A 24,310-nucleotide genomic window follows, 5' to 3' on the forward strand; every position below is an offset into this window, starting at 1 on the left:
CAAACTTAGTTAATTGTTGAGTCCCGTACCACCAATGTTGGTTCTAAAATTTTGGTCTGAAAAGTTTCTTCTTCTTTTTCACTTTCGACCTTTTCAATTAGCATTTGAGCAGAGATTTCCCCCATTTTCTCACCATGTTGAGCTACAACCGTTAAACTAGGATTGGCGTACTTAGACAACAGTCCGTTGGTGAACCCGATAACGGCCACATCCTTTGGAATCTTAAGGCCTTTTTCCAGAGCTACTCGCATACTAAAAACAGCAAAAATTTCATTTACGCAAAGCACAGCATCAAATTCAATGCTATCAAAGAAATTGCGTATGCGCTCCTCGTCCATTTCCATGGTAGGGAGTTTTAGGATTCGGGATTCATCGAGTTCAATGTTACTATCCAATAATGCTTTTCTGTAACCATCCCCTCTTGCCTTACTCACGCTTAAATAATCATCAGTTGTAATAAGAGCAATTTTTTGTTTTCCTTGCTCAATGAGTTTTTTCGTTGCCAGATAGCCTCCCATCCTATCATCAATGATGACCTTGTCGCAATCAATCTCATTGGTAATACGATCAAATAAAACCACGGGAATCCCCTGCTCTGTAACTTCCTTAAGATGATTGTAGTCATTTTTGGCCTGTGTCTCAGATGAAAGCGACATGATAAACCCATCAATACTTCCATTGGCCAACATCTCCATATTGATTACTTCTTTGTCAAAAGATTCTTCAGACAGACAGACAATTACGTTATACCCCTTGGCATTGGCATATTTTTCAATACCTCTGATTACCGTCGTAAAAAAATGATGTACGATATCCGGAATTACCACCCCAATATTTTTGGTGCGCTTATTTTTTAAACTGATAGCAATATTGTTGGGCTTGTAATTGTAAAGACGTGCAAATGCCTGAACCTTTTCTTTGGTATCCCTACTAATTTCCTCGCTGTTCTTTAATGCTTTTGAAACAGTGGAAATTGAAACCTCAAGTTCTCTTGCAATATCCTTTAATGTAATCTTTGATTTCAACCTGGTATATTAAAAAGTACTATGGAAATGGGAAAATAACCAAAACTGAGTATTAACAGTTCGTTTAGATAAACTTTTAACAAAACACTAAGAAGAAACTATCTTCATCAAAAAATGGTGTCAAAAAACATGCTTCAAATAAAATAGTATATTCCTAGGGTATTATTAATTTCGTTAAAAAGCCCCATTATTATTAAGATTTGATTAAATTACGGCTTAAAGATTTATCAAACTAGTATTTTCTCAAACTTATTAACACGAAACCGTTTTCGTTAAACACTGAATAATGCTTAAATTTTGATTAACCTTTTTTTTATATATGTTTAACACTTGAATTGAAATTAACTAAACTTAAAATTAATTATTTATGAAGATTACGCTACTTAGAGGCTTTCTTTTTATTGGGGCATTATTATGTTTCGGTATGGTCAAGGCCCAAACAGTAACCGGTACGGTCTCAGATGCCAGCGGACCCTTACCGGGAGCCAGCGTTGTAGTTAAAGGTACAACCAATGGTACGCAAACTGATTTTGATGGTAATTATACACTTAATGATGTTGCAGCTGACGCAGTCATCGTTTTCAGTTACATCGGTTTTGCATCACAGGAGATTCCTGTAAATGGACAAACTACGATAAATGTGACCCTTCAAGAAGATGCAAGTCAATTGGATGAAGTGGTTGTTGTAGGTTATGGTACTACAACTAGACGAAGTACTGTTGGTGCTGTGGAAAGTGTAAAGGCTGAAGAATTTAACAAGGGTGTAATTGTAAACCCACAACAGCTGATACAAGGTAAAACTGCAGGTGTTCAGATTGCCACTACCAGTGGTGAACCTGGTGCAGCAGTAAACGTAAGAGTAAGGGGTACCGCTTCGGTACGATCCCAAAACAATCCACTGTTTGTTGTTGATGGTGTTCCGCTAAACGGAGCTAATACTACTGCTTCCACAGGTGGAGGTTCTGTTGATGGAGGTTCTGACATTGGAAGTTCTGGCTCTTTGGATCCTTTGAGTTTCTTGAACCCAAATGATATTGCAAGCATCGACATCTTACAGGATGCAGCTTCTACGGCCATTTATGGGTCAAGGGGTGCTAATGGGGTGGTTTTGATTACCACCAAGTCAGGTACAGCAGGGAGAAGCACATTGGACTTTTCTTCTACGTTCTCTGTAGGCTATATTGCAAATAATCCTGAAGTATTATCCCGGGATCAGTTTTTAAACGCTCAGAATATTATTTCTGGCGGAACCTTTGTTGATGGTGGGGCCAATACAGATACTTTCGATACAATCTTTCGTACGTCTTTTACTCAAAATTACAATGTCGCCTATGGCGGAGGTAACGAGACCGGTAATTATAGATTATCTTTTGGATATCAAGACCAAGAGGGCGAGGTTGAGAACAGTACTTTTGACAGATTAACTGCTAGATTCAATGCAACTCAGCGTTTTTTTGATGACAAATTAAAATTGAGTACTCAAGCAACTATTTCCAACGTTGAAACTCAAAGACCTCCTATCACAAACAATCCAAATGCCAGAGGTGATTTACTCTCCGCTTCCATTGGCTGGGATCCTACGCAACCCTTAACAGGAGATGGTACCAGAGACCAAGGTTTTATAGCTGGTTTCAATCAGCCATCCAATGAAAGAAGGAATCCATTGGCACTTTTAGAGTTGACTCGCGCAACCTCCAGTACATTTCGGGCTCTAGTAAATGTGTCAGCACAATATAAGATAACAGATAATTTGACCATCAATACCCTTGTTGGTTTGGATAAATCCACCTCTTCTGCCGCTTCTGCAGAATCAAGAAATTTTGCTGCTAATGGTACTTTGGATAATGGTAGAGCCAACTTAGACGAAATTGATTTGACCAATACCACTTGGGAATCCTATTTAAATTACAACAAAGAGTTTGGGGATGACGTGTTGGATGTTGTGCTTGGACATTCTTACCAAGAATTTGTAAACGAAACTATTACTCTCCGAGCTTTTAATTTTGAAACTCCTGATCTGTTTCAAATGATTAATAACATCGCCATAGCAAGAGACTTTGCTGCAAACACTGGTTTAGAGCGCGATGAGTTACAGTCCTTCTTCTTAAGAACTAATTATTCTTTGAATGGTAAATTCAATTTCTCGGGTACTGTGAGAATCGATGGTTCATCTCGATTTGGTGGAAACAATCAATATGGTACTTTTGGTGCTATTGGGGCATCTTGGGCTCTTGACCAAGAAGAATGGTTCCCAGAATTTTTTGATACCTTCAAATTACGTGCAAACTGGGGAGTTACCGGTAACCAAGAAGGTTTAGGTTCAAACCAATTTTCTGCAAGACAGCGCTTTAACGTTGGTAACCAGAACAATGCCGGTGCTTTAAGTGATGTGGCTTTCGATAACCCTGACTTACAGTGGGAAGAAAATGAGCAATTAAGTATTGGTGTGGACTACGGCTTTTTAGATAATCGAATCACAGGATCTGTGAACTACTTTAAAAGAACCACATCACAATTCTTATTACAAGTAAACAGTGCACAACCAGCTCCTCAACCTTTTGTTTTTGCTAATGTAGATGGAGATATTGTTAATGAAGGGGTAGAATTCACTGTTAACGCTATTCCAGTGCAGACTGAAGATTTTTCCTGGGATTTGAATTTCAATATCACCTATACGGATAACGTCTTGGAAAACTACGATGGTCCGGAAATTGATGCAGGGCAAATTAATGGTCCCGGTCTTTCTAGAGCTTTTGCACAAAGATTGTCCAACAACCAGCCTTTGTTCAGCTTCTTTACCAGGGATTTCCAAGGATTGGACGAAAACGGAGGTAACATTTTTGGAAGCAACGGAGCTCAAGTCTTTATAGGAGAAAGTGCGTTACCTGACTTTTCAATGGGTTTCACCAACAACTTCAATTACAAAAATTGGGATTTGAGTTTGTTCTTTAACGGTCAATTTGGTCAATCCATTTATAATAATACCAGAAATGCATTTTCAACCATTCCTAACTTATCACAAGGTAGAAACGTGTATGCAGATGTACTTCCACTTGTAGGCGTAGAAAATCCTTTCAACCCTCAGTCTGTTTCCTCGAGATTTGTTGAGGATGGCTCTTTCCTAAGACTACAAAACGTGACTTTAGGCCACAACTTTAATGTGGGAGAAGATAGTGTATTTAGTAATTTAAGATTGTTCCTTAATGCTCAGAATTTGTTTGTTATTACCGACTATACCGGACAAGATCCTGAAATATCAACAGACCGAAACTTAAATAACTTACCTTCATTAGGAATCGATTTGACTTCCTATCCAAGACCTACTACCTTTTCGCTAGGTGTTAATGCAAGTTTTTAAAAAAAAAATGATGAAGAAAAAAGATTTATTACAAAACAAATTGATGAAAACGCTTGGAGTTAGTGTACTGCTAATCGCTTCCCAAGCATGTACCGATCTGGAACCCAATTTTCAGGATTCCATATCCGTAGAATCAGACAGTGGTAGCTTCAGTGGAGTATCAAGTACCTCTGCAAGTCTTGAAGCACTCTATACCAGTGGTGATAGTGATGGACTAGGGCTTTTCCGCCAAGATTCTCAAGAAGCCTCATATGCGCTCATGGAGGTATCAGCTGATAACATTGCTGTATTAACAAGGGGTGCCGATTGGGGTGACAATGGAGTTTGGCGTGCCTTGCACAATCATACTTGGGATGCCAATCACGTTTATGTACTACAGGCTTGGAACAGGCATAACGCTGCAACATTTCGTGCAAGTCAATTACTGGATTCAAGATCTAATGCGAATCCTAGTCAAACCGCCCAAGCTCAAGTTATACGTGCATTTCATGTATTTTCCGTTTTAGATTTCTTCGGCCAAGTACCCATCAGGGGAGTGGATGATGGACCCGATGTTGACCCAACGGTACTAACAGCCCAAGAAGCGTTTGCTTTGATTCTTGATGATTTGAACGCCGCCATATCTAGTGGCAACCTTTCTGCTAATGGTCCCAATGTACCTATAGCCCCTGCTAACGAAGGAGATGATAGAGCAGGTACTTTAACAGGAGTTGGAGAAGCATTTGCTCGTTTCTTGAGAGCTAGGGTGCAATTAAATGCTATTCATCTTGTAGGAACAGAAGGAGACATGAATCAGGTTGTTGCAGATGTCAATGCCATAGAAAATCTAGGTTTTCAGTTAGACGGTATTGGTGCTGATGATCCAGACGGTGATGAAAGCTATTTTGACATTTGGGATCCCGCCAATAACACCAATCAAGAGGTGATTTTTATGTTGGATGGTGACATTAGAACTCGTATTTACAATCAACTACACCCTAATCAAGGAGGATGGAATGGTTTTGTTACACTTACAGAAACCTTTAGACTCTTTGGAACAGATGATGTAAATCAAGACGCTCGACTTGGGCTTCCAGGTGAAGAAGTAGCCGGTGTATCCACAGGTTATATCCGAGGTCAGCAACGAAACGTTTCAGGTGATAACCTGACGGATAGACAGGAGAATCCGCTGATTTATGAGGATGCAATCCTAACCAGCTTAGAAGTTAATAATGAAAGAACTGGAATTCGAATTGTTAAAAACCCACAAAGAGCTGCAGATGGTAATCTACCCGGAGATACTGCTAGGGATTTTGCTTGGATGCGTTTTAGCGATGCCGTATTAATGCGTGCGGAAGCCACTCTACGAGGTGGTGGCGGTGGACCTTCGGCTCTTGACGATGTAAACTCCATTAGAGAGCGAGCAGGTGCCGCACCCTTAGGAAGTGTTACTTTGGATGATATGCCAGCTATTATCACAAGGGAAACAAACGGTGAAGGCGTAATTGGTGGAAACAGAGGGGTACAGTTGCGTTTTGGCACCTTTGCTTCAGGCACTTGGGAATTGAAAACTGTTACAGATGCATTTAGGGTTAAATTCCCTATTCCAGCACCAGCATTGGCAACCAACCCGAATTTAACTCAAAACGAAGGTTATTAATAATTGTTTATCAAACATATTCAAAAAGAGGGCATTCTTGCCCTCTTTTTTTTATTCCTAACATTAGAACAAATACTTATTATCTATGTTAATCTGCGTTGGTATTTATGATAATTAAATCAAAATTTATAGCTTTCCAGATTACAGAATTTCATTGAATGTCGTACAAATCAATCTTTCCCATCCTATTTGCAATAATAACTTTGATGTTTTCCTGCAATACTAAAATGGAGAAAAAGGACACCACAGAAAATACCTCCAGACTTTTCTCTTTACTAGACAGTACCCAAACAGGTATTTCCTTTGAAAATACGATAGAAAACGAGGAAGACTTCAATATATTCCTGTATCGCAACTTTTATAATGGAGGCGGAGTAGCTATTGGAGATATCAATAACGATGGCCTGGCAGATATTTATCTGACTTCAAATAGAGGAAGAAACAAACTCTTTCTCAATAAAGGTGATTTTTCTTTCGAAGATATCTCTAATTCCTCGGGTGTTGAAGGGGAAAAAGCCTGGTCTACAGGTGTGGTGTTTGTAGATATCAATTCAGATGGTTTACTAGACATTTATGTCTGCAACGCCGGGAATATTAAAGGAGATGACCAAAAAAATGAGCTCTTTATCAATAACGGCGACCTCACCTTCACTGAAAAAGCTGAAGAGTATAACTTAGCAGATAGCGGATTTACCACACATGCCGCTTTTTTTGATTATGACAAGGATGGTGATCTAGATGTATACATGCTCAACAATAGCTTTATTCCAGTTGCCAGTTTAGGCTACGAAAACAAAAGGGACATTAGAGCAGAGGATTGGAACGTTGTTGATGAAATAAAAGGAGGTGGAGACAAATTGCTACGAAATGACAATGGAGTTTTCACCGATGTAAGTGAAGAAGCCAATATTTATGGGAGCTTAGTAGGATTTGGTCTTGGCGTAACCATAGGAGATATCAATGAAGACCTTTACCCAGATATTTACGTATCTAATGATTTCTTTGAACATGACTACCTCTACATTAACAATCAAGATGGCACTTTTACAGAGAGTATAAAAGAATGGACCAACCATTTGAGCTTGTTTTCTATGGGCGCAGATATGGCGGATATAAATAATGATGGAAGGTCAGACATATTTGTGACCGATATGCTTCCTGAAGGTGATGAACGCTTAAAAACAACTACTACTTTTGAGACATACGACACTCATCAACGCAAACTTTTAAATGATTACTACTATCAGTTCATGCAAAACACCCTACAATTGAATTTGGGTGGGGCCTTTTCCGAAATAGCGCATTATGGTGGTATTTCAAAAACTGATTGGAGCTGGGGCGCCCTATTATTCGATATGGATAACGATGGGTATCGCGATGTGTTTGTTTGTAACGGAATTTATCATGATCTCACCAACCAAGATTTTATTGACTTTTTTGAAGACGTAACTAGACAACAAACCGCTGTTTATGGAAATAAACAACAAAAAGAAGCGGTAATCAATGCAATGCCTTCACAACCTATTCCGAATTACGCATTTAAAAATAACCAAGACCTTACGTTTACTAACCATTCAGAAAGCTGGGGTTTGGCAACACCTAGTTTTTCAAATGGTGCGGCTTACGGTGACCTCGACAACGATGGCGATTTAGACCTTGTTGTTAATAATGTAAATCAGCAACTTTTCGTTTACAGAAATAATAGTGAAACTCTAGGAAATAATTATTTAAGAGTTGAATTAAAAGGAGAAAAACCAAATACCAGAGGGATAGGAAGTCTTGTTGAAATCTATTCAAATGAAGAAATAATTCAACAGGAGATGATTCCCTCAAGAGGATTTCAATCTTCAATTGACTATATAATGACCATCGGGCTAGGCAAAAGTGCTCCAGACTCACTGAGAATTATTTGGCCTAATGGAATGTACCAAACTCTAAAAGAGATTAAACCTAATACTCAAATCACTCTGAATCAAACTGATGCTTCTGAAAAGTATTCTGTTCCTGCCCAAGAACAGAGTACATTACTTGTAGAAATGTCTTCAAATTTACCTCGGCATGCAGAGGACAAACACATTGATTATGACTATGAAGGGCTGATTACCCAAATGTTATCCCAAGAAGGTCCTACAATTTCTATTGCTGACGTAGACAATGATGGAGATGAAGATATTTTCATGGGAGGTTCAAGAGGTGAAGCTGCTAAAATTCTACTTCATCAAAAAAGCGGAGTCTTAAAACTCGCCTTTTCGCAAGATGTATTTCGAGAAGATAGGGAGTTTGAAGATACAGCCTCAGCTTTTGTAGATATAGATGGAGACGGTGATATGGATTTGGTAGTAGCTTCAGGGGGGAATATTCCAAATAATCGTATTTCCCCTAAAAACCGAATTTATTTAAATGATGGCAATGGGAACTTCACAGCTGGAAACAAGATGATTCCCAGTTTAGATAATAATGTATCCGTAATTGCACCTTATGATTATGATGACGATGGTGATCAAGACCTTTTTATAGGGAGTAGAAGTGTTCCTGGAATTTATGGCGTAAATCCAGAACATTTGTTTCTAGAGAATGACGGAAACGGAAACTTTTCTAACGTAACAGAAAACAAAGCTTTTCACCTAAAAAATATAGGAATGGTGACCGATGCCATTTGGACGGACTATGATGGTGATTCCAAAAAAGACCTCATCATCACTACAGATTGGGGCTCTGTAAAGATTTTCAAAAATAATGGAAGGAGATTGAGTCCAAAAGAAACCAATTTGGATAGTGTGTACGGTTGGTGGAATACAGTTTATGCAGAAGATCTGGATGGTGATGGAGATATGGACTTTGTTCTAGGAAACCAAGGAAGTAATTTTAGCTATAAGGCCAGTTCTGCTGCTCCTTTAAAAATGTTTGTAAACGATTTTGATGATAATGGAACCATTGAGCAATTATTCACAAAAAGTAGTGATGGCAAAGATCTTCCTATAACTCTAAAAAGAGAACTTACCGCCCAGCTAAACTCCCTCAAAAAAGAGAATCTTAAGTTTTCAGATTTTGCGATAAAAAGTGTGGATCAATTGATAGATACCACCATTCTCAATAAATCAATCATTAAACAGGTTAATGCCACACAAAGTATTGTGGCGCTTAATCAAGGAAATGGTCAGTTTAAGATTGTAAACTTGCCAAAGGAGACACAATTCTCTTGTGTTTGCGATATAAATTGTATCGATATTAACGGGGATGGAAACCTTGATTTGATTCTTGGAGGGAATAATTATGATTTCAAGCCCCAGTTCAGTCGGTTGGATGCCAATTACGGCAGTATTCTTTTAGGTTCAGGAGATGGAAACTTTGAGTGGACTCCTTATGATGAATCCGGATTCTTCATACGAGGCGAAGTCAAACATTTATCCAGATTCAAAGACAAGAATGGCAAAGAATACTTATTTGTTGCCATTAACAACGAAGCGCCCAGAGTGTTTGAATTCAATAAGAACTGATGGGATAAGAATAAAAATGTAAACGTTTACATTTTTATTTGTAGTTTTACATCCGTTCAGAAATGCTCTCAAAAGTAAGTACTTACATACTATGTGCCGCTGTGCTGTTGGGAACCCTCTTGGGTTACATTACCCCTGCCCTAGCTTTGGCCGTGGGTATGGTTACAGGAATTTTTAAAATTGCCAATATAGATTTTGTTCAGAAGAGCAAAAAATTCCAAAAAACACTGTTACAACTATCTGTAGTTGGTCTTGGTTTTGGAATACACATGCAGCAGGCCGTAGAAGTTGGTTCCAATAGTTTTTTCATAACATTGATTACCATTGTCTGTACGTTCATTATTGCATTTGCAGTTGGAAAAATCCTCAAATCTGAGCGTATAACGACTATTTTGGTAGCTTCTGGAACAGCAATATGCGGTGGTAGTGCGATTGCAGCGGTAAGCCCAAGTTTGAAAGCCGATTCGTCACAAACATCAATTTCATTGGCTATTGTGTTTCTTCTCAACGCCATTGCCCTATTTATTTTTCCGTACATAGGACATTATTTTGGACTGGACCAAAGTCAGTTTGGAACCTGGAGTGCAATTGCTATCCATGATACCAGTTCTGTTGTGGGAGCCGCAGAAGTTTATGGCAATGAAGCTTTGAACATCGCTACTACAACTAAACTCGTCAGGACGCTTTGGATTATTCCATTGGTTTTGATTATTTCATTTGGTTCCAATTCCAAGGAAAGATTTGCCTTCCCTTGGTTCATCTTCGGATTTATTGGCGCCATGTTGATTAATTCGTATGTTCAAGAAGCTGGTCAGCTAAGTGAAACTGTTGTCTGGATTGCAAGAAAAGCTCTTATCTTCACCTTGTTTTTAATAGGTATGCAGATCAACCTTGATCAACTAAAAAAGTTGGGTTTCAATATTCTTATTGTAGGCGTGGTAACTTGGGTCGTGCTGGGTGCAATTTCTCTTTTTTATGTTCTAAACTATTTGTAAAAATATGCTATGGCGGGTATAAAGGAAATAGCAAAAATAACAGGGGTCTCCCTGGCCACTGTATCCCGCGTTTTCAATGACAGCCCTTTGGTTTCCCCAAAAACACGTGAAAAAGTCCTGAAAGCGGCAAAAGATATTGATTATCGTCCTAATATGATGGCCGCTGCCCTACGCAGTGGAAAAAGTAAAATCATTGGGGTTATTGTTCCCGAGGTAAACAATTCTTTTTTCAGTGATATCATCAACGGTATTGAGCAAGTGGTGAGTGATTCTGGTTTTAATATCATCATTTCACAAACACATGAACAGCAGGAAAGGGAAAATACCGCTCTAAACTCTTTTTTGGAACTCAATGTGGATGGAGTTTTAATGTCCATTTCAAAGGAAACAAAAGACCATAGCCATATTAAGAAAATAATGGACAGCAAAACACCCATTGTTTTCTTTGATAGACGCCCTACCCTCAAAATTACCCATGCCGTTACACTCGATAACCATTTGGGGGCGTACATTGCTACAGAACATCTAATAAATATGGGCTGCACAAACCTTCTACACATTGCTGGCAATGCCAACGTTGGTATTTTCGAAGAAAGAAAAAGGGGGTTTATGGACGCAGTTCAAAAACATAATATTCCCTCTCAGGTACATTATTTATCTGATTTTAAATCGAATACCAAAGAAGATTTAAAAAATTTAAAAAGCATATTTGACCAACACCCTAATATAGATGGTGTTTTTGCTTATGGTGACGAAATGGCAATGCAACTACTTAACTTACTCGGTACTTTAAAAATTGACGTTCCGGGAAAAGTAAAGCTGATAGGTTTTGGAAATGCCAACTTTAGCGCCTTAACACAACCAAGTCTTAGCTCCATTGATCAAGAAAGCTCACTTATGGGTGAACTATCTGCAAACCTACTACTCCAAAATCTGAAAGGAGTAACACGACCCACTACAAGAGTATTATCACCGAAACTAGTTCAAAGAGAATCCACTCAAAACTATGATCAATAGCTCAGAAACTGTTGAATTTGCTTCTGGAGTGTTTCTACAGCATCCTCATTTACTGAGTTATCCTCAGAATTGAGCATTTTGTAAATGGATGAAATTGGATTTTTATTTGGGTGTACATGAATGCCCAAATGATTCAATACCTCTGCCAAGTGATCCATACCTCTAAGGTTTCCTGCACGACCAGAAGCTATGCCAGTTATACATGCTTTCTTATCCGCAAAACTTTCCTTATACTCTCTCACCGACATTGAATCCAAGAGAAGTTTAACAATACCTGGATAACTTCCATTATATTCAGGGATGAAGAACCAAAACTTCCCAGCAGGAATAAAATATTCGTCTTGAATATGTTGAACAACTTCTGGCTGTTCAGAATCTTTATACATGGTTACATTGACCACATCTCCTGCAAAATCAGAGATATCAAGAAACTTTACCTCCTCATCTGCTGCTTTGCTCAACTCTTCAAATACATATTTGGCAAAATGTATAGTCTTATTGTTCTTTCTATTTGATTCCGAGATGACCGTTATCATTTTTTAGTATGATTTCATTAAGTGCAATTTATGCGCAATATTATGAAATTTTATAATGTAAACGTTTACATTTTTAGTTTATTTGGTTAAATTTGGCTCCAATTGAGAATAATATAATCAGTATGGCCTTGACCAAAGAAAGTATTTCTCCCCTAGTAATCGGCACTATGCGATTAGGCACTTGGGGAAGTCAATTATCAACTTCTAAATACGAAGAATTCATTGAAGGGTGCCTTGAACTAGGCTTAAAGGATTTTGACCATGCAGACATTTATGGACATTATACCACAGAAGAAGATTTTGGTAATGTTCTCAAATCCAGAAAAGATCTTAGAGAGAAAATGCGCATTACCACCAAATGTGGCATTAAGCTGATTTCGGAAAACAGACCCAACCACAAGATAAAATCCTACGACCTTTCCGTCAATCATATTATGGAATCCGTGGACTTGTCGTTAGAAAACTTGAAAACTGATTACATTGACGTGCTGCTATTGCACAGGCCCGATTATTTGTTTAATCCCTATGAAATAGCAGAAGCTTTTGTAAAGCTAAAAGAGTCTGGAAAGGTCTTGGAGTTTGGTGTATCCAATTTTTCACCATCCCAATTTGATTTATTGCATTCCATAACCCCTTTGGTTACTAATCAAGTGGAGATTTCAATTCTACATAGAAATGCATTTGAGGATGGAACTCTGGACCAATGTCAAAAACACAATATAATCCCAACAGCATGGTCTCCCTTAGGAGGGGGCAGTCTATTTGGCAAAACCACTTCTCCTGAAATGGTCGCAATCAAAAACGTGCTGAATACTTTGGGAGAAAAGCACAATGCGTCTCATGATCAGATTTTGTACGCTTGGCTCAAAAAACATCCCGCAGGAATCGTTCCTGTTTTGGGGACTTCAAAATTAGAACGGATTCAAACGGCATATAAGGCTCTTGATATTACCCTTACTCATGAAGAGTGGTACATGCTTTGGGAAGCCGCATTAGGAAGAGAAATTGATTAAAAAGAAAAAACAATGGATAATTCAAAAATAACAATTAGGTCTCCACACTTAGAAGGAGCAGAGGTTTCTTGGTTTGCCCCTATTTGCAACGGTGATGACCGATACTTGGGCGAAAGAAACATGAACTATAAAAGTACATTCGAAAATGCTTCTGAAATCTTGTTGACCGCAGATAAAAATGGTTTTAGAAACATTCTATGTCCATCATCCTACCAAGTAGGTCAGGATACATTGCCTTTTGTTTCCGCAGTTGCACCAATGACCCAACAAATCAATATGTTGGCAGCCGTTCGCTGCGGAGAAATTCACCCAGCGATGCTAGGTAGAACGCTTTCTACCATTGATCATATTCTAAAAGGTCGATTTACAATAAATATCATTTCATCTCCACTACCTGGTGAAGAGAGCATGTCTTCAGAAGACCGATACCAAAGGTCTAGAGAGGTTATTGAAATCCTAAAACAAGGATGGACGCAAGATGAAATTGATTATCAAGGTAAATTTTATAGCATGAAGGTCTCTTCATTACCTATTAAATCATATCAAAATGGTGGTCCACTCCTTTATTTTGGAGGATACTCGCCTGCAGCAGTTGAGCTTTGTGCAGAGCATTGTGATGTCTACTTAATGTGGCCTGAGACAGAAGAAAATCTTAAAAAACTTATGGAAAACATGAGCGCCAAAGCAGCGACTTATGGAAGAAAAGTAGATTTTGGCCTTCGCGTTCATGTGGTGGTACGAGAAACTGAAGAAGAGGCAAGGGAATACGCTGACAGTATCGTTTCCAAACTAGAGGTAGAGCAAGGAAAAGAAATGCGGGAAAGAGCGTTGGATGCAAAATCCTACGGGGTAAGCAGACAAGCGCAAATGCGTGAAATTTCTAAGGATGACGGTTATGTGGAACCTCATATGTGGACCGGCATAGGACGAGGACGTTCTGGCTGCGGCGCTGCTTTGGTAGGAACCCCAGACCAAATTGTTGAAAAGCTCAACAGATATATGGATATGGGCATCCGTGCTTTTATCTTTTCTGGATATCCGCACAAAGAAGAATGCGAACGCTTTGCCAAATTGGTCTTACCCAAGCTTAAAACTTTTTCTATGCCAATAGCCCAAGGAAAAGTAAGCGCTGAAGAACCTTCAACTCCACTAGCTGCTGGAGTGAGAATATAGCAGATTTGGAGTGCTTTTATTGAAAACAAAATAGTATATTGGGTAGTTAAATAACTTTTCCATAACCAACCATTATCCTAAACCTATGATTGAACATATTTATCATTTGGATTCATGTGCTATGGAACTAATTCCTCTAACTACCTAGTATATGATTGATTTACTTATTGTAAGTGCCTATTTTATTATCGTTTTTGTAACCGCAATTACGGGCAGAACATCCAAAGAAGCGACTACCGAAGAATATTTTTTAAGTGGTAGAAATTTGAGATGGCCCTCCATAGCATTCTCAACTATCGCCACCAACGTTCAAGGGTATCAATTTCTAGGATTTATGGGTTCCGCATATCTGTATGGACTGGCTCAGGCCAATTTCGAAATAAATGCGATTCAAGGTCTTCTGTTGGCTGCGTTCATCTTTGTTCCCATGTATTTACGGGAAAAAATCATCACGATTACACAGTTTATCAAAACCAGACTAGGTAGTACGGTGGCACTTTTATATTCCGGTTCAAACATATTACTATTCTCGACAATTACTTTGGGAGCGGCATTATTTTGGGGAGCCTATTCAGTTGATTTGGTTTTCGGGGATTATTTATCATTCATTCATCAGGATAGATTGATACGGATAGCAATTCTCATTGTTTTCCTAGGACTCTTCTCTGCCACCTACACCTATTTTGGTGGCTTGGCGGCAGTAGTAAGAACAGATGTCATTCAGTTTGCAATTTTGTTGACTGGGGGCGTAGTGGTAATGTTTATCGCTATATATCACCTTGGGGGATGGGACCAACTTTATGAAAAAACAGGTCATTTGATGCACCTGCATTTACCCGCGGACCATGATACCCTGCCCTGGATACACATTTTTGGAGCTTTTCTACTGAATATTAACTACTGGTGTGCGAATCAATCTGTTGTTCAGCGTTCGTTGGCTGCCAAAAGCTTGAAAGATGTTCAAATCGGACTTATGGTAGGTGGACTTATGAAATATTTTATGGCAGCCATCATTATCCTTCCCGGTATCGCTTTGGTTGGAATTTTAGGAGATAACGGCCTTCCAGAACCGGATGCAGCTTTTCCTTATCTGGTAAATACCTATCTACCTGTAGGTGTAAAAGGACTTATACTTTGTGCATTGTTCGCTTCTTTGATGAGTACCGTTGACTCTACTTTTAACTCTTTGGCTACTTTATGGTCCATCGATATTTACAAAGTATATATTAATAAAGATGCCTCGGACCAGCAAATAGTACGTTCGGGAAAAAGGGCCATTTTAATTTCATTCATATCAGGAGTTATCATCGGTGTAGTATTACTGTATCTGAAGTTTCAAGACCCAGGTGCGGCCTTTACCCATACATTGAATCAGCTTAGATATTTCATAAACTGCGGAATTGTAGTGTTGATTTGTGCTGCGGCCTTCTTGGCATTTCCTAAACATAGGGTTGCACTTTTCGGTTTCTTGGCCACGGTTCCTTTGCAGTTTTTCTTCTTGGAGTTTTTCCCGGACATGAACTACTTTATAAGGGCCATGTGGGTAATATTAATTGGATTTGTAGTTATTTGGATAGGGTCCAGAACAGGTTTTGTCAAAGACAAACTTAAGGCTGAACCTGCCTCTCCCATGTTGGCTAAAGCAGGTATTGGCATGTTGTTATCACTCATAGCATTGCACATAATATTCCATTAAATTTAGATGAACAGACGGCGCTTTATATCCCAAACCTCACTAACCTCCTTGGCAACTCTATTGGGCGCCGACATTGTTTTTGGACATAAAATTCCTGAGGGATATACACCAATAGCGCTGCAGGACCCCGACCCGTTCAAACTTTTTAATAAGGATACGGAAATGTCCATCCTCAACAATAAGCCGTGGAATATTGAAGCTAAGGCGCATTTATTGGACGAAAAAATAACTTCGAACAAATATATGTTCGTAAGGAACAATGGTCTAATTCCTGAAAACATTGATGCGAAGAATTGGACATTGACTTTTGATGGGGAGTCGGTTTCAAAATCAAAAACCTATACGCTTGAGGAGCTAAAATCCAAATTCCAACACTATACTTATCAACTGACTTTGGAATGTGGAGGTAATGGAAGAAGTGAATTCAATCCGCCTGCCAAAGGGAATCAATGGACAGTGGGAGCCGTATCCTGCGCCAATTGGACTGGGGTTCGATTAAAGGACCTGTTGCAAGATGTGGGCTTCAAATCAAATGCAGTTTATATTGGATATCATGCTGCGGACATACATCTTAGTCGAAATCCAGAAAAAGAACCTATTTCCCGAGGAGTCCCTATGCAAAAAGCTCTACAAGATGAGACCCTCTTAGCGTTTCAAATGAACGGTAAAGATATCCCCTTGGCTCATGGTTACCCACTCCGCTTGATTGCAGGAGGCTGGCCTGCCTCTGCTTCAGGAAAATGGGTGAATCGAATCAGCATTCGGGACAAGGTCCATGATGGAGCAAAAATGACAGGAACTTCATATAGGGTTCCTTGTGAACCAGTAGCTCCTGGAGAAAAAGTGGCTGATGAAGATATGTGCATTATCGAATCAATGCCTGTCAAGTCTTTAATTACCTATCCCAAATCAGGTGCAATCATTAAAAAAGGAAATGCATTGACTATCAGAGGACATGCTTGGGCAGGAGAACTTGAGGTACAAAATATGGAGTATTCCATAGATTTTGGTTCAACTTGGCATTCATGCGCATTACAAAAACCTGTCAATCGATTGGCCTGGCAGCACTTTAGTGCTTCCATTGATCATTTTCCAAAAAAAGGATATTATGAAGTTTGGGCTAGAGCCAAGGATTCCAAAGGAAAGAGTCAACCAATGCTTTTACCAGGATGGAACCCGAAAGGCTACTTGAACAACGCTTGTCATCGAATTGCGATAAAAGTTGCCTAGTATGTCTTTTGAAAATAAATTCAAAACACAAGTACAAAAACTATATCAAAGGCTGATTTTGGGATTCGGCATCATTGTTCTATCTGTCTTTGCCTTGATTTATATTGTTTTGAACCCATCCAGTCTGCAAAAAACTCCAAATGAATCTGAAATAGTTGATATTACAACGGAACAACAAGACCTTGTTGAAAATGGGATTCATGTTGCCACGGGCTTTATAGACGCCAATGGGTTAACCGAGGTGATTCAAAACTGTACCAACTGCCACTCCGCCAAATTGGTAACCCAAAACAGGATGACCAAGGAGGGTTGGGTGGCCACTATTCGCTGGATGCAGGAGACCCAAAACTTATGGGATTTGGGCAAAAACGAAGAGATTATTGTCAACTATCTTGCCACAAATTATGCTCCAGACAAGAAAGGGCGTCGAGACATCTTGACCGATATTGATTGGTATACTTTGGAAGAATGATTTTCTGCTTAACGAATTTGATATAGATTCTGATTAAAATCAAACATTAACGATTCCCTTTTTTCTGTTCTTAGGGGAATGTCTATATTTCACCCTATTTTGTTTTCATGAGAAGATTTTGTTGTTTTTTATGCCTAATGGGGATTTTGTTTTCGGGGTGCAAACAAAAACAGGAAAATGAAAAACTCTTCAAAAAAAGAAGTCCATCGGAAACTGGTGTTCATTTCAAAAACCAATTGACCGATACTCCCGAACTCAATATCCTCACCTATTTATACTATTACAACGGTGCAGGAGTTGCAGCAGGAGACTTTAACAACGATGGTCTTCCGGATTTATACTTTACTTCGAACCAAGAGGCTGACCAACTATATCTGAATGAAGGAAACCTGAAGTTCCGGAATGTTACAGAAATATCCAAAATTGACAATTCAGATGGATGGACTACCGGTGTGACCCACGTTGACATAAACAATGACGGCTGGTTGGACCTCTATGTCTGTAAAGTAGGAAACTATCAAAATTTGACAGGAAGGAATTTGCTCTATGTGAATCAAGGTGTTGATGACAATGGAATTCCAAGCTTCAAAGAAGAGGCGGAAAAATACAATCTGGATTTTTCAGGATTCTCTACCCAAGCTACTTTTTTCGATTACGATTTAGATGGCGATTTGGACATGTATCTCCTCAACCATTCCGTTAAACCCAACCGTACTTACGGAAAAGGAAATAAGCGCAAGCAAATCGATTCTTTATCTGGAGATATCCTTTTTAGAAATGACTCTGGAACATTTATAGATGTATCTCAAGAAGCAGGTATTTTTCAAGGATCTATTGGGTATGGTTTAGGTATTGGTATTAGTGACGTAAACAATAACGGATATCCAGATGTTTATGTTGGTAATGATTTTTTTGAAAACGACTATTTCTATATCAATCAAGGTGATGGCACTTTCGAAGAAGTTATCTCTGCAGATGAAAAAGTGCTGGGGCATACCTCTCATTTTTCCATGGGCAATGCGATTGCGGATATCAACAATGATGGATGGATGGACATCATTTCCCTGGATATGCTTCCAGAAAACCTGGAAACCTATAAAACTTCGGGTTTGGAATATGCTTTTCCAACCTATAATCAATATTTAAAGAACGGTTTTGCCCCTCAATACATGCAAAACACACTGCATTTGAATAGAAATGGGCAAGCTTTCAATGAAATTGCGCATATGAGCGGAGTGGCCGCAACTGAGTGGTCCTGGGGTGCCTTACTAGCAGATTTTGATAATGATGGACATAGGGACCTCTTTGTTTCAAATGGCATTAAAGGAGCTACCAACGATATGGATTTCATCAGTTTTATTGCTAATGAAAAAATCCAAAAGGCCATAGAGAGTGGTATGACACAAAAGGAAATGAGCTTTATTAGCGAAATTCCTGAAAAGAAAGTACCAAACTATTTCTTTAAAAATAATGGGGATTTAACCTTTAGTAATGTGACCAACACCTGGAGCAAAAGCGAAGATTCCTTTAGCCATGGTTCCGCCTATGTTGATTTGGACAATGATGGGGATTTGGACATTGTGGTGAACAATGTGAACGAAGAAGCTTTTATCTTGGAAAACACCCAAAAAGACAAAAACAACGCCCTGTCTTTATCATTTGAAGGAAGTCCGCATAACAGATTAGGGGTTGGCGCAAAGGTTGAAGCCTATACAAAAGGCACAATGATAGCCGCGGAAAACTTTCCAACAAAAGGCTATTTGTCCGCTACGACCAACACGATTCATTTAGGTCTGGGCAAAGATTCCATTATTGATTCTTTAAGAGTCGTTTGGCCTTCAAAAAGGTTTCAAACCTTGAAAGAAGTCTCTGCAGGAAAGCTTTCTCTTCAATATGAGAATGCCATTGACTCGCTTGTATCTCAGAACAATCAGTCTCTTAAAATTTTAAACCCAATAGAAGATTTGATTCCTTTCGTTCATGATGAAAACCCAACTGTTGAGTTTAATGCAGACCCTTTAATACCTTTTGCCAATACAAACAATGGCCCTAATATTTCTGTCACAGATGTAAACCATGACGGATTGGAAGATATTTTCTTATCTGGTGCCAAAGCCCAGGCTTCAGCACTTTTTATTCAAAATGAAAGCGGCGGATTTAGCCAGCAACAAAAGGGGTTATTTGCAAAAGATGCCTTCAATGAAGATGTGGCACATGCCTTTTTCGATGCCAATGGCGATGGTTTTGAAGATTTAGTGGTTGTCAGCGCAGGAAATGAGTTTAAATCCTCAAGCAAAATTCAGCCAAGACTCTATTTGAATCAAAATGGAATATTTGTCAAAGATTCTCTAGCATTTAAAGGAATTGAACTGAATGCATCCAAAGTATTGGCAGTTGATTTTGACAACGATGGAGATATGGACCTGATGATTACCTCTGATCAAAAACCGCGAAAATTTGGAATGGAAGACCGTCAATATCTATTTCAAAACAATGGTAAGGGCGTATTTAAAGATATAACTTCCGTTTTTTCAAGGGAGTTTGAACAAATCGGAAATATAAAAGATGCTGAATGGATTGATTTAGATGGTAATGGGTATAAGGATTTAATCGTGGTTGGACATTGGATGCCAGTCACTGTTTTCTTTAATGATGGCCAGAAATTGACCCTTGCCTCAGGAAACAATTTGGAAAACACCCATGGCCTTTGGAACTCTCTGGTTGTTGATGATTTTGATGGAGATGGGGATATGGACTTGGTAGTTGGTAATTGGGGATTGAATAGTAAGTTGAAGGCTTCTTTTGATAAACCGTTGACCTTGTACAGCAAAGATTTTGACAACAATGGGTCGGTTGAACCCTTGGTCACCTATTATCATGACATCAAAGAAACGCCGTTTGCTTCAAAAGATGAGTTGGCAAAACAAATGCCATTTCTTAATAAAGATTTCCTTTCTTATTCAAGCTTTGCCAAAGCGTCTTTAAAAGACCTCTTTGGAGAACAAAACCTAAAGACAGCGATTAAGAAAGAGGTCTATGAACTTGCCAGTTGTTATTTTGAAAATACGGGAAATCTGCAATTTGTAAAGAGACCACTTCCCAACATTACCCAAATATCAACCGTAAATGATATGTTAGTAGATGACTTTGATAATGACGGGATTATGGACCTGCTCTTAGTAGGAAACAACTACGAGATAAGCACACAATTGGGCAGAATGGATGCATCTCATGGTATTCTGTTAAGTTTTAAGGATAGTGGTCCTGTATGGAATAAAAACATTTCAATTGATATTTCGGGACCTGCAAGAAGTATTCAAAAAGCAACCATTAATAACAAAGAGCATTATGTTATAGGCATAAACAATTCCAAGCCTTTGTTTTTAGAGAAAATTATAAATGAATAAGATTTGTTTTAGCATAATAGTTGGATTACTCGTTGTAAGCTGCGGCAAAAAAGAAGGAGAACTCTTTAAGAATCCTTCTTCCAAACAAACTGAAGTTACGTTCACCAATTCACTTGAAGAATCTGATGCCTTGAATATTTTGGACTACCTCTATTTTTACAATGGAGGAGGTGTAGCCATAGGGGATATCAATAATGATGGTTTACCCGATATCTTCTTTTCGGGAAACAGGGTAAAAAATAAGTTGTATTTGAACAAGGGCAATTTGTCTTTTGAAGACATTTCTGAAACTGCAAGAATTGAGGGAAAAAGCGATTGGAATACGGGAACGGTTATGGCAGACGTGAACGGAGATGGTCTCTTGGATATTTATGTTTGTGCCGTTGTTGGCATAAATGGTTTTGAAGGGCATAATGAATTGTTCATCAATAATGGCGACAACACCTTTACTGAAAGTTCTGCCAAGTATGGACTTGATTTTGATTCCTACAGTTCTTCAGCTGCTTTTTTCGATTATGACTTGGATGGGGATTTGGACATGTACCTTCTAAACCATGCCGTTCACACGCAAGAATCATTTGGAAGAGTAGACCTTCGGTTTGAAAGGAATTTCGAAACTGGGGATAAGCTCATGCGAAATGACGGTGATACTTTTACAGAAGTCAGTGAACCTGCAGGAATCTTTGGTGGAATCAACGGCTATGGTCTAGGTATTTCGGTATCAGATTTTAATCAGGATGGGTATCCCGACCTTTACATTGGAAATGATTTTCATGAGGATGACTACTACTACATCAATAATGGAGACGGCACCTTCACTGAAAGTCTAAGAAAATATTTTGGACATACCAGCCGATTCTCGATGGGCAGTGATGCAGCAGATATCAATCACGATGGTCTTCCAGATTTATTATCCCTTGACATGTTGCCAGAAGATGAAATTCCACTAAAATCTTCGGAAGGTGATGATAACATTCAAGTGCAGCGATTACGAATAGAACGATTTGGCTACCACTATCAGTTCACAAGGAATATGCTCTACGTTAATCAGCCTTCCGGAAACTATCTGGAAACTGCACTTTTGAGCGGAATTGCTGCCACGGATTGGAGTTGGAGTGCCCTTTTTGGTGATTATGACCAAGATGGGGAGCAAGACGTGTTTGTTTCAAACGGCATACCAAAACGACCCAATGATTTGGACTACATCCGATTTGTTTCCAATGAGCAAATCCAAAAAAAGATAGACAATACTAAATTGGTAGACCAACAAGCTTTGAATCTTATGCCATCGGGTGCTGTCAACAACGCTGTCTTTAGAGGAAAAAAAGGGTTGAAATTCGAGAATAAATCCAAAGCGTGGATAACGCAAGATACTTTGGTTTCTGGCGCTACTGCTTACGCCGATTTAGATAATGATGGCGATCTTGATTTAGTAACCAACAACATCAACACAGAAGCAACCCTTTACATCAACAAAACAGACTCTAAATCCAATTACCTAAAACTAAAATTAGAATTTGAAGGAAAGAATCCCTTCGGTATTGGTTCTAAGGTCTTTTCTTATCATAATGGTGTATTGCAATTCAAGGAGCTTTTTCCAAATCGTGGATTTCAATCCAGCTCACAGCCCATTGTTCATTTTGGTTATGGTCAAATTAAAAAAGTAGATTCCATTAAAATAGTTTGGCCGGATAAAACCTATCAAGTACTCAAAGCGGTTGACGTAAATCAGACGCTTAACGTGGTAAAAAAAGATGCTCAACCCTATGACTACGGTAAAAAGTCAAAAACAAAACCCTTGTTTAAGGAAATAGATTCCAATCTAGGCATCGATTTTAAACATAAAGAAGATAATCATATAGATTTCAATAGAGAAAAGCTAATTCCATATCGGGTCTCGGATAGAGGTCCAGCTGTAGCGTTGGGCGACCTAAACAATGATAATAAAACCGATATTTTCTTGGGCAGTTCAAAGTTCTTGCCTTCTAGGGTTTATTTACAGTCCGATAGTAGTTTTGTTGAGAAAAAATTTGCTGAAATACGGAAAGATTCAGTTCGTGAAGATGTTACCGCATTGATCAATGATTTTGATGGAAATGGAAAAAACGACCTGATGATAGGTACTGGAGGTGCAGATTTTTCAGGCAACGCGGAACCGTTAATGAATGTATTGTTCCTTCAAAGGGATTCCCTTTTTACTTCTGCTGACTTACCTAAATCTTTCGATAATACTTCGGTAATCAAAGCGAATGATTTTGATAACGATGGGGATTTGGACTTATTCGTTGGCAACCACGTAATAACTTCAAAATTCGGTGAAATCCCAGAATCCTATCTCTTGGAGAACACAGCAAGTGGTTTTGTTGTTTCTGAAAAAAACACATTTAAAAAAGTTGGAATGGTAACCGATGCTTTGTGGAGCGATTTTGATGCTGATGGAAAAGATGATTTGATAATCGTTGGGGAATGGATGTACCCTAAATTCTTCAAAAACACCCCCACTGGCTTTCAAGAAATATCGGTGCTTGAAGAGGAAAAAGCCTTAAAAGGCCTATGGAGAAACATACATCCTTTTGATATTGACAAGGATGGTGATGTAGATTATTTATTGGGTAACTGGGGGACCAACTCGAAGTTCAAGGCAGGTGCAAATGCTCCCATGCAAATGTACTTTTCAGATTTTGATGAGAATGGTAGAACCGAAACCATTTTAACCACCCAAAAAAATGGGAAACAATACCCACTTCTTGGTCTGGATGAGCTGTCCAGCCAAATAGTATCACTCAGAAAAAGATTTGTAAACTATAAGGATTTTGCTGGAAAACCAATAGATGCGCTTTTCGAAAAGTCTGTTTTGAAACAAGCAACCATTTTGGAGGTGACCGAACTAAGATCTGGGTATTTAGAGAATAAGGAAGGTAGATTTTACTTTACTCCTTTTCAAGATGAGCTTCAAGTATCTCCAATAACCTCATTTGTATCTCACGATTTTAATGGAGACAGTTCAGAAGAGGTATTGGTTGGGGGTAACTACTTTGGAACCACACCGTTCCATGGAAGGTTTGATTCCTTCCCAGGAGCATTGATTTCTTCTAAAAATGATATAATTTTGGGGGATGATTTGGGATTGGACCTAACCAAAAAATCAGTAAGGCATCTGCATGTCCTTACCGTTGCGGAAAGTGATTATCTAGTTGTCATTTTCAACAATGAAAAAGCAAAGATGTATAAACTACTCAACTAAAATGATTA

General features: G+C 38.8%; 14 protein-coding genes. 12 read left to right on the forward strand and 2 right to left on the reverse strand.

Annotated elements, in window-relative coordinates:
* Positions 1-5: 5 nt before the first annotated feature.
* A complete protein-coding gene (locus ACOKFD_RS10130; RefSeq protein ID WP_298997020.1) occupies positions 6-1,025 on the reverse strand; it encodes a LacI family DNA-binding transcriptional regulator in 1,020 nt (339 codons plus the stop codon).
* A 367-nt stretch (positions 1,026-1,392) separates the two neighbouring features.
* Between ACOKFD_RS10130 and ACOKFD_RS10135 the strand changes: the two genes are divergently transcribed.
* From ACOKFD_RS10135 to ACOKFD_RS10155, 5 genes are all read left to right on the forward strand, one after another.
* A complete protein-coding gene (locus ACOKFD_RS10135; RefSeq protein ID WP_422857827.1) occupies positions 1,393-4,383 on the forward strand; it encodes a SusC/RagA family TonB-linked outer membrane protein in 2,991 nt (996 codons plus the stop codon).
* Between the two features lie 7 nt (positions 4,384-4,390).
* The gene (locus tag ACOKFD_RS10140) at positions 4,391-6,022 is read left to right on the forward strand and encodes a RagB/SusD family nutrient uptake outer membrane protein (protein WP_422857828.1); all 1,632 of its coding nucleotides are present in this window, start codon (positions 4,391-4,393) and stop codon (positions 6,020-6,022) included.
* 227 nt (positions 6,023-6,249) lie between these two features.
* Positions 6,250-9,519, forward strand: a complete 3,270-nt coding sequence (locus ACOKFD_RS10145; RefSeq protein ID WP_422857829.1) for a VCBS repeat-containing protein — start codon at positions 6,250-6,252, stop codon at positions 9,517-9,519.
* A 62-nt stretch (positions 9,520-9,581) separates the two neighbouring features.
* Positions 9,582-10,514: a YeiH family protein gene (locus ACOKFD_RS10150; protein WP_422857830.1), complete on the forward strand. Its 933-nt coding sequence runs from the start codon at positions 9,582-9,584 to the stop codon at positions 10,512-10,514.
* A gap of 9 nt (positions 10,515-10,523) precedes the next feature.
* Positions 10,524-11,531 carry a LacI family DNA-binding transcriptional regulator gene (locus ACOKFD_RS10155; protein ID WP_422857831.1) on the forward strand — a complete coding sequence of 336 codons (1,008 nt, stop codon included), beginning with the start codon at positions 10,524-10,526 and terminating at the stop codon, positions 11,529-11,531.
* Here ACOKFD_RS10155 and ACOKFD_RS10160 read toward each other — a convergent pair.
* Positions 11,525-12,067, reverse strand: a complete 543-nt coding sequence (locus ACOKFD_RS10160) for an NADPH-dependent FMN reductase (protein ID WP_422857832.1) — start codon at positions 12,065-12,067, stop codon at positions 11,525-11,527. The two genes, ACOKFD_RS10155 and ACOKFD_RS10160, sit on opposite strands and share 7 nt — an antisense overlap.
* 122 nt (positions 12,068-12,189) lie before the next feature.
* Here ACOKFD_RS10160 and ACOKFD_RS10165 point away from each other — a divergent pair, with 122 nt between their 5' ends.
* The 7 genes from ACOKFD_RS10165 to ACOKFD_RS10195 all read left to right on the forward strand — a co-directional run bounded on the left by ACOKFD_RS10165 (position 12,190) and on the right by ACOKFD_RS10195 (position 24,302).
* Positions 12,190-13,080, forward strand: coding sequence for an aldo/keto reductase (locus tag ACOKFD_RS10165; RefSeq protein WP_422857833.1), 891 nt, complete (start codon positions 12,190-12,192; stop codon positions 13,078-13,080).
* 12 nt (positions 13,081-13,092) lie between these two features.
* The gene (locus ACOKFD_RS10170) at positions 13,093-14,253 is read left to right on the forward strand and encodes an LLM class flavin-dependent oxidoreductase (protein ID WP_422857834.1); all 1,161 of its coding nucleotides are present in this window, start codon (positions 13,093-13,095) and stop codon (positions 14,251-14,253) included.
* A 151-nt stretch (positions 14,254-14,404) separates the two neighbouring features.
* Positions 14,405-15,949 carry an SLC5 family protein gene (locus ACOKFD_RS10175; protein ID WP_422857835.1) on the forward strand — a complete coding sequence of 515 codons (1,545 nt, stop codon included), beginning with the start codon at positions 14,405-14,407 and terminating at the stop codon, positions 15,947-15,949.
* A 6-nt stretch (positions 15,950-15,955) separates the two neighbouring features.
* Positions 15,956-17,179, forward strand: coding sequence for a sulfite oxidase (locus tag ACOKFD_RS10180; RefSeq protein ID WP_422857836.1), 1,224 nt, complete (start codon positions 15,956-15,958; stop codon positions 17,177-17,179).
* A 1-nt stretch (position 17,180) separates the two neighbouring features.
* Positions 17,181-17,651: a monoheme cytochrome C gene (locus tag ACOKFD_RS10185; protein ID WP_422857837.1), complete on the forward strand. Its 471-nt coding sequence runs from the start codon at positions 17,181-17,183 to the stop codon at positions 17,649-17,651.
* Between the two features lie 107 nt (positions 17,652-17,758).
* A complete protein-coding gene (locus ACOKFD_RS10190) occupies positions 17,759-21,058 on the forward strand; it encodes a VCBS repeat-containing protein (protein ID WP_422857838.1) in 3,300 nt (1,099 codons plus the stop codon).
* Complete coding sequence (locus tag ACOKFD_RS10195) at positions 21,051-24,302, forward strand: VCBS repeat-containing protein (RefSeq protein ID WP_422857839.1); 3,252 nt, start codon at positions 21,051-21,053, stop codon at positions 24,300-24,302. Before ACOKFD_RS10190 ends, ACOKFD_RS10195 begins: the two co-directional genes overlap by 8 nt.
* Positions 24,303-24,310 lie beyond the last annotated feature (8 nt).

The organism is Flagellimonas ulvae (assembly GCF_049333175.1).
Lineage (GTDB): Bacteria > Bacteroidota > Bacteroidia > Flavobacteriales > Flavobacteriaceae > Flagellimonas.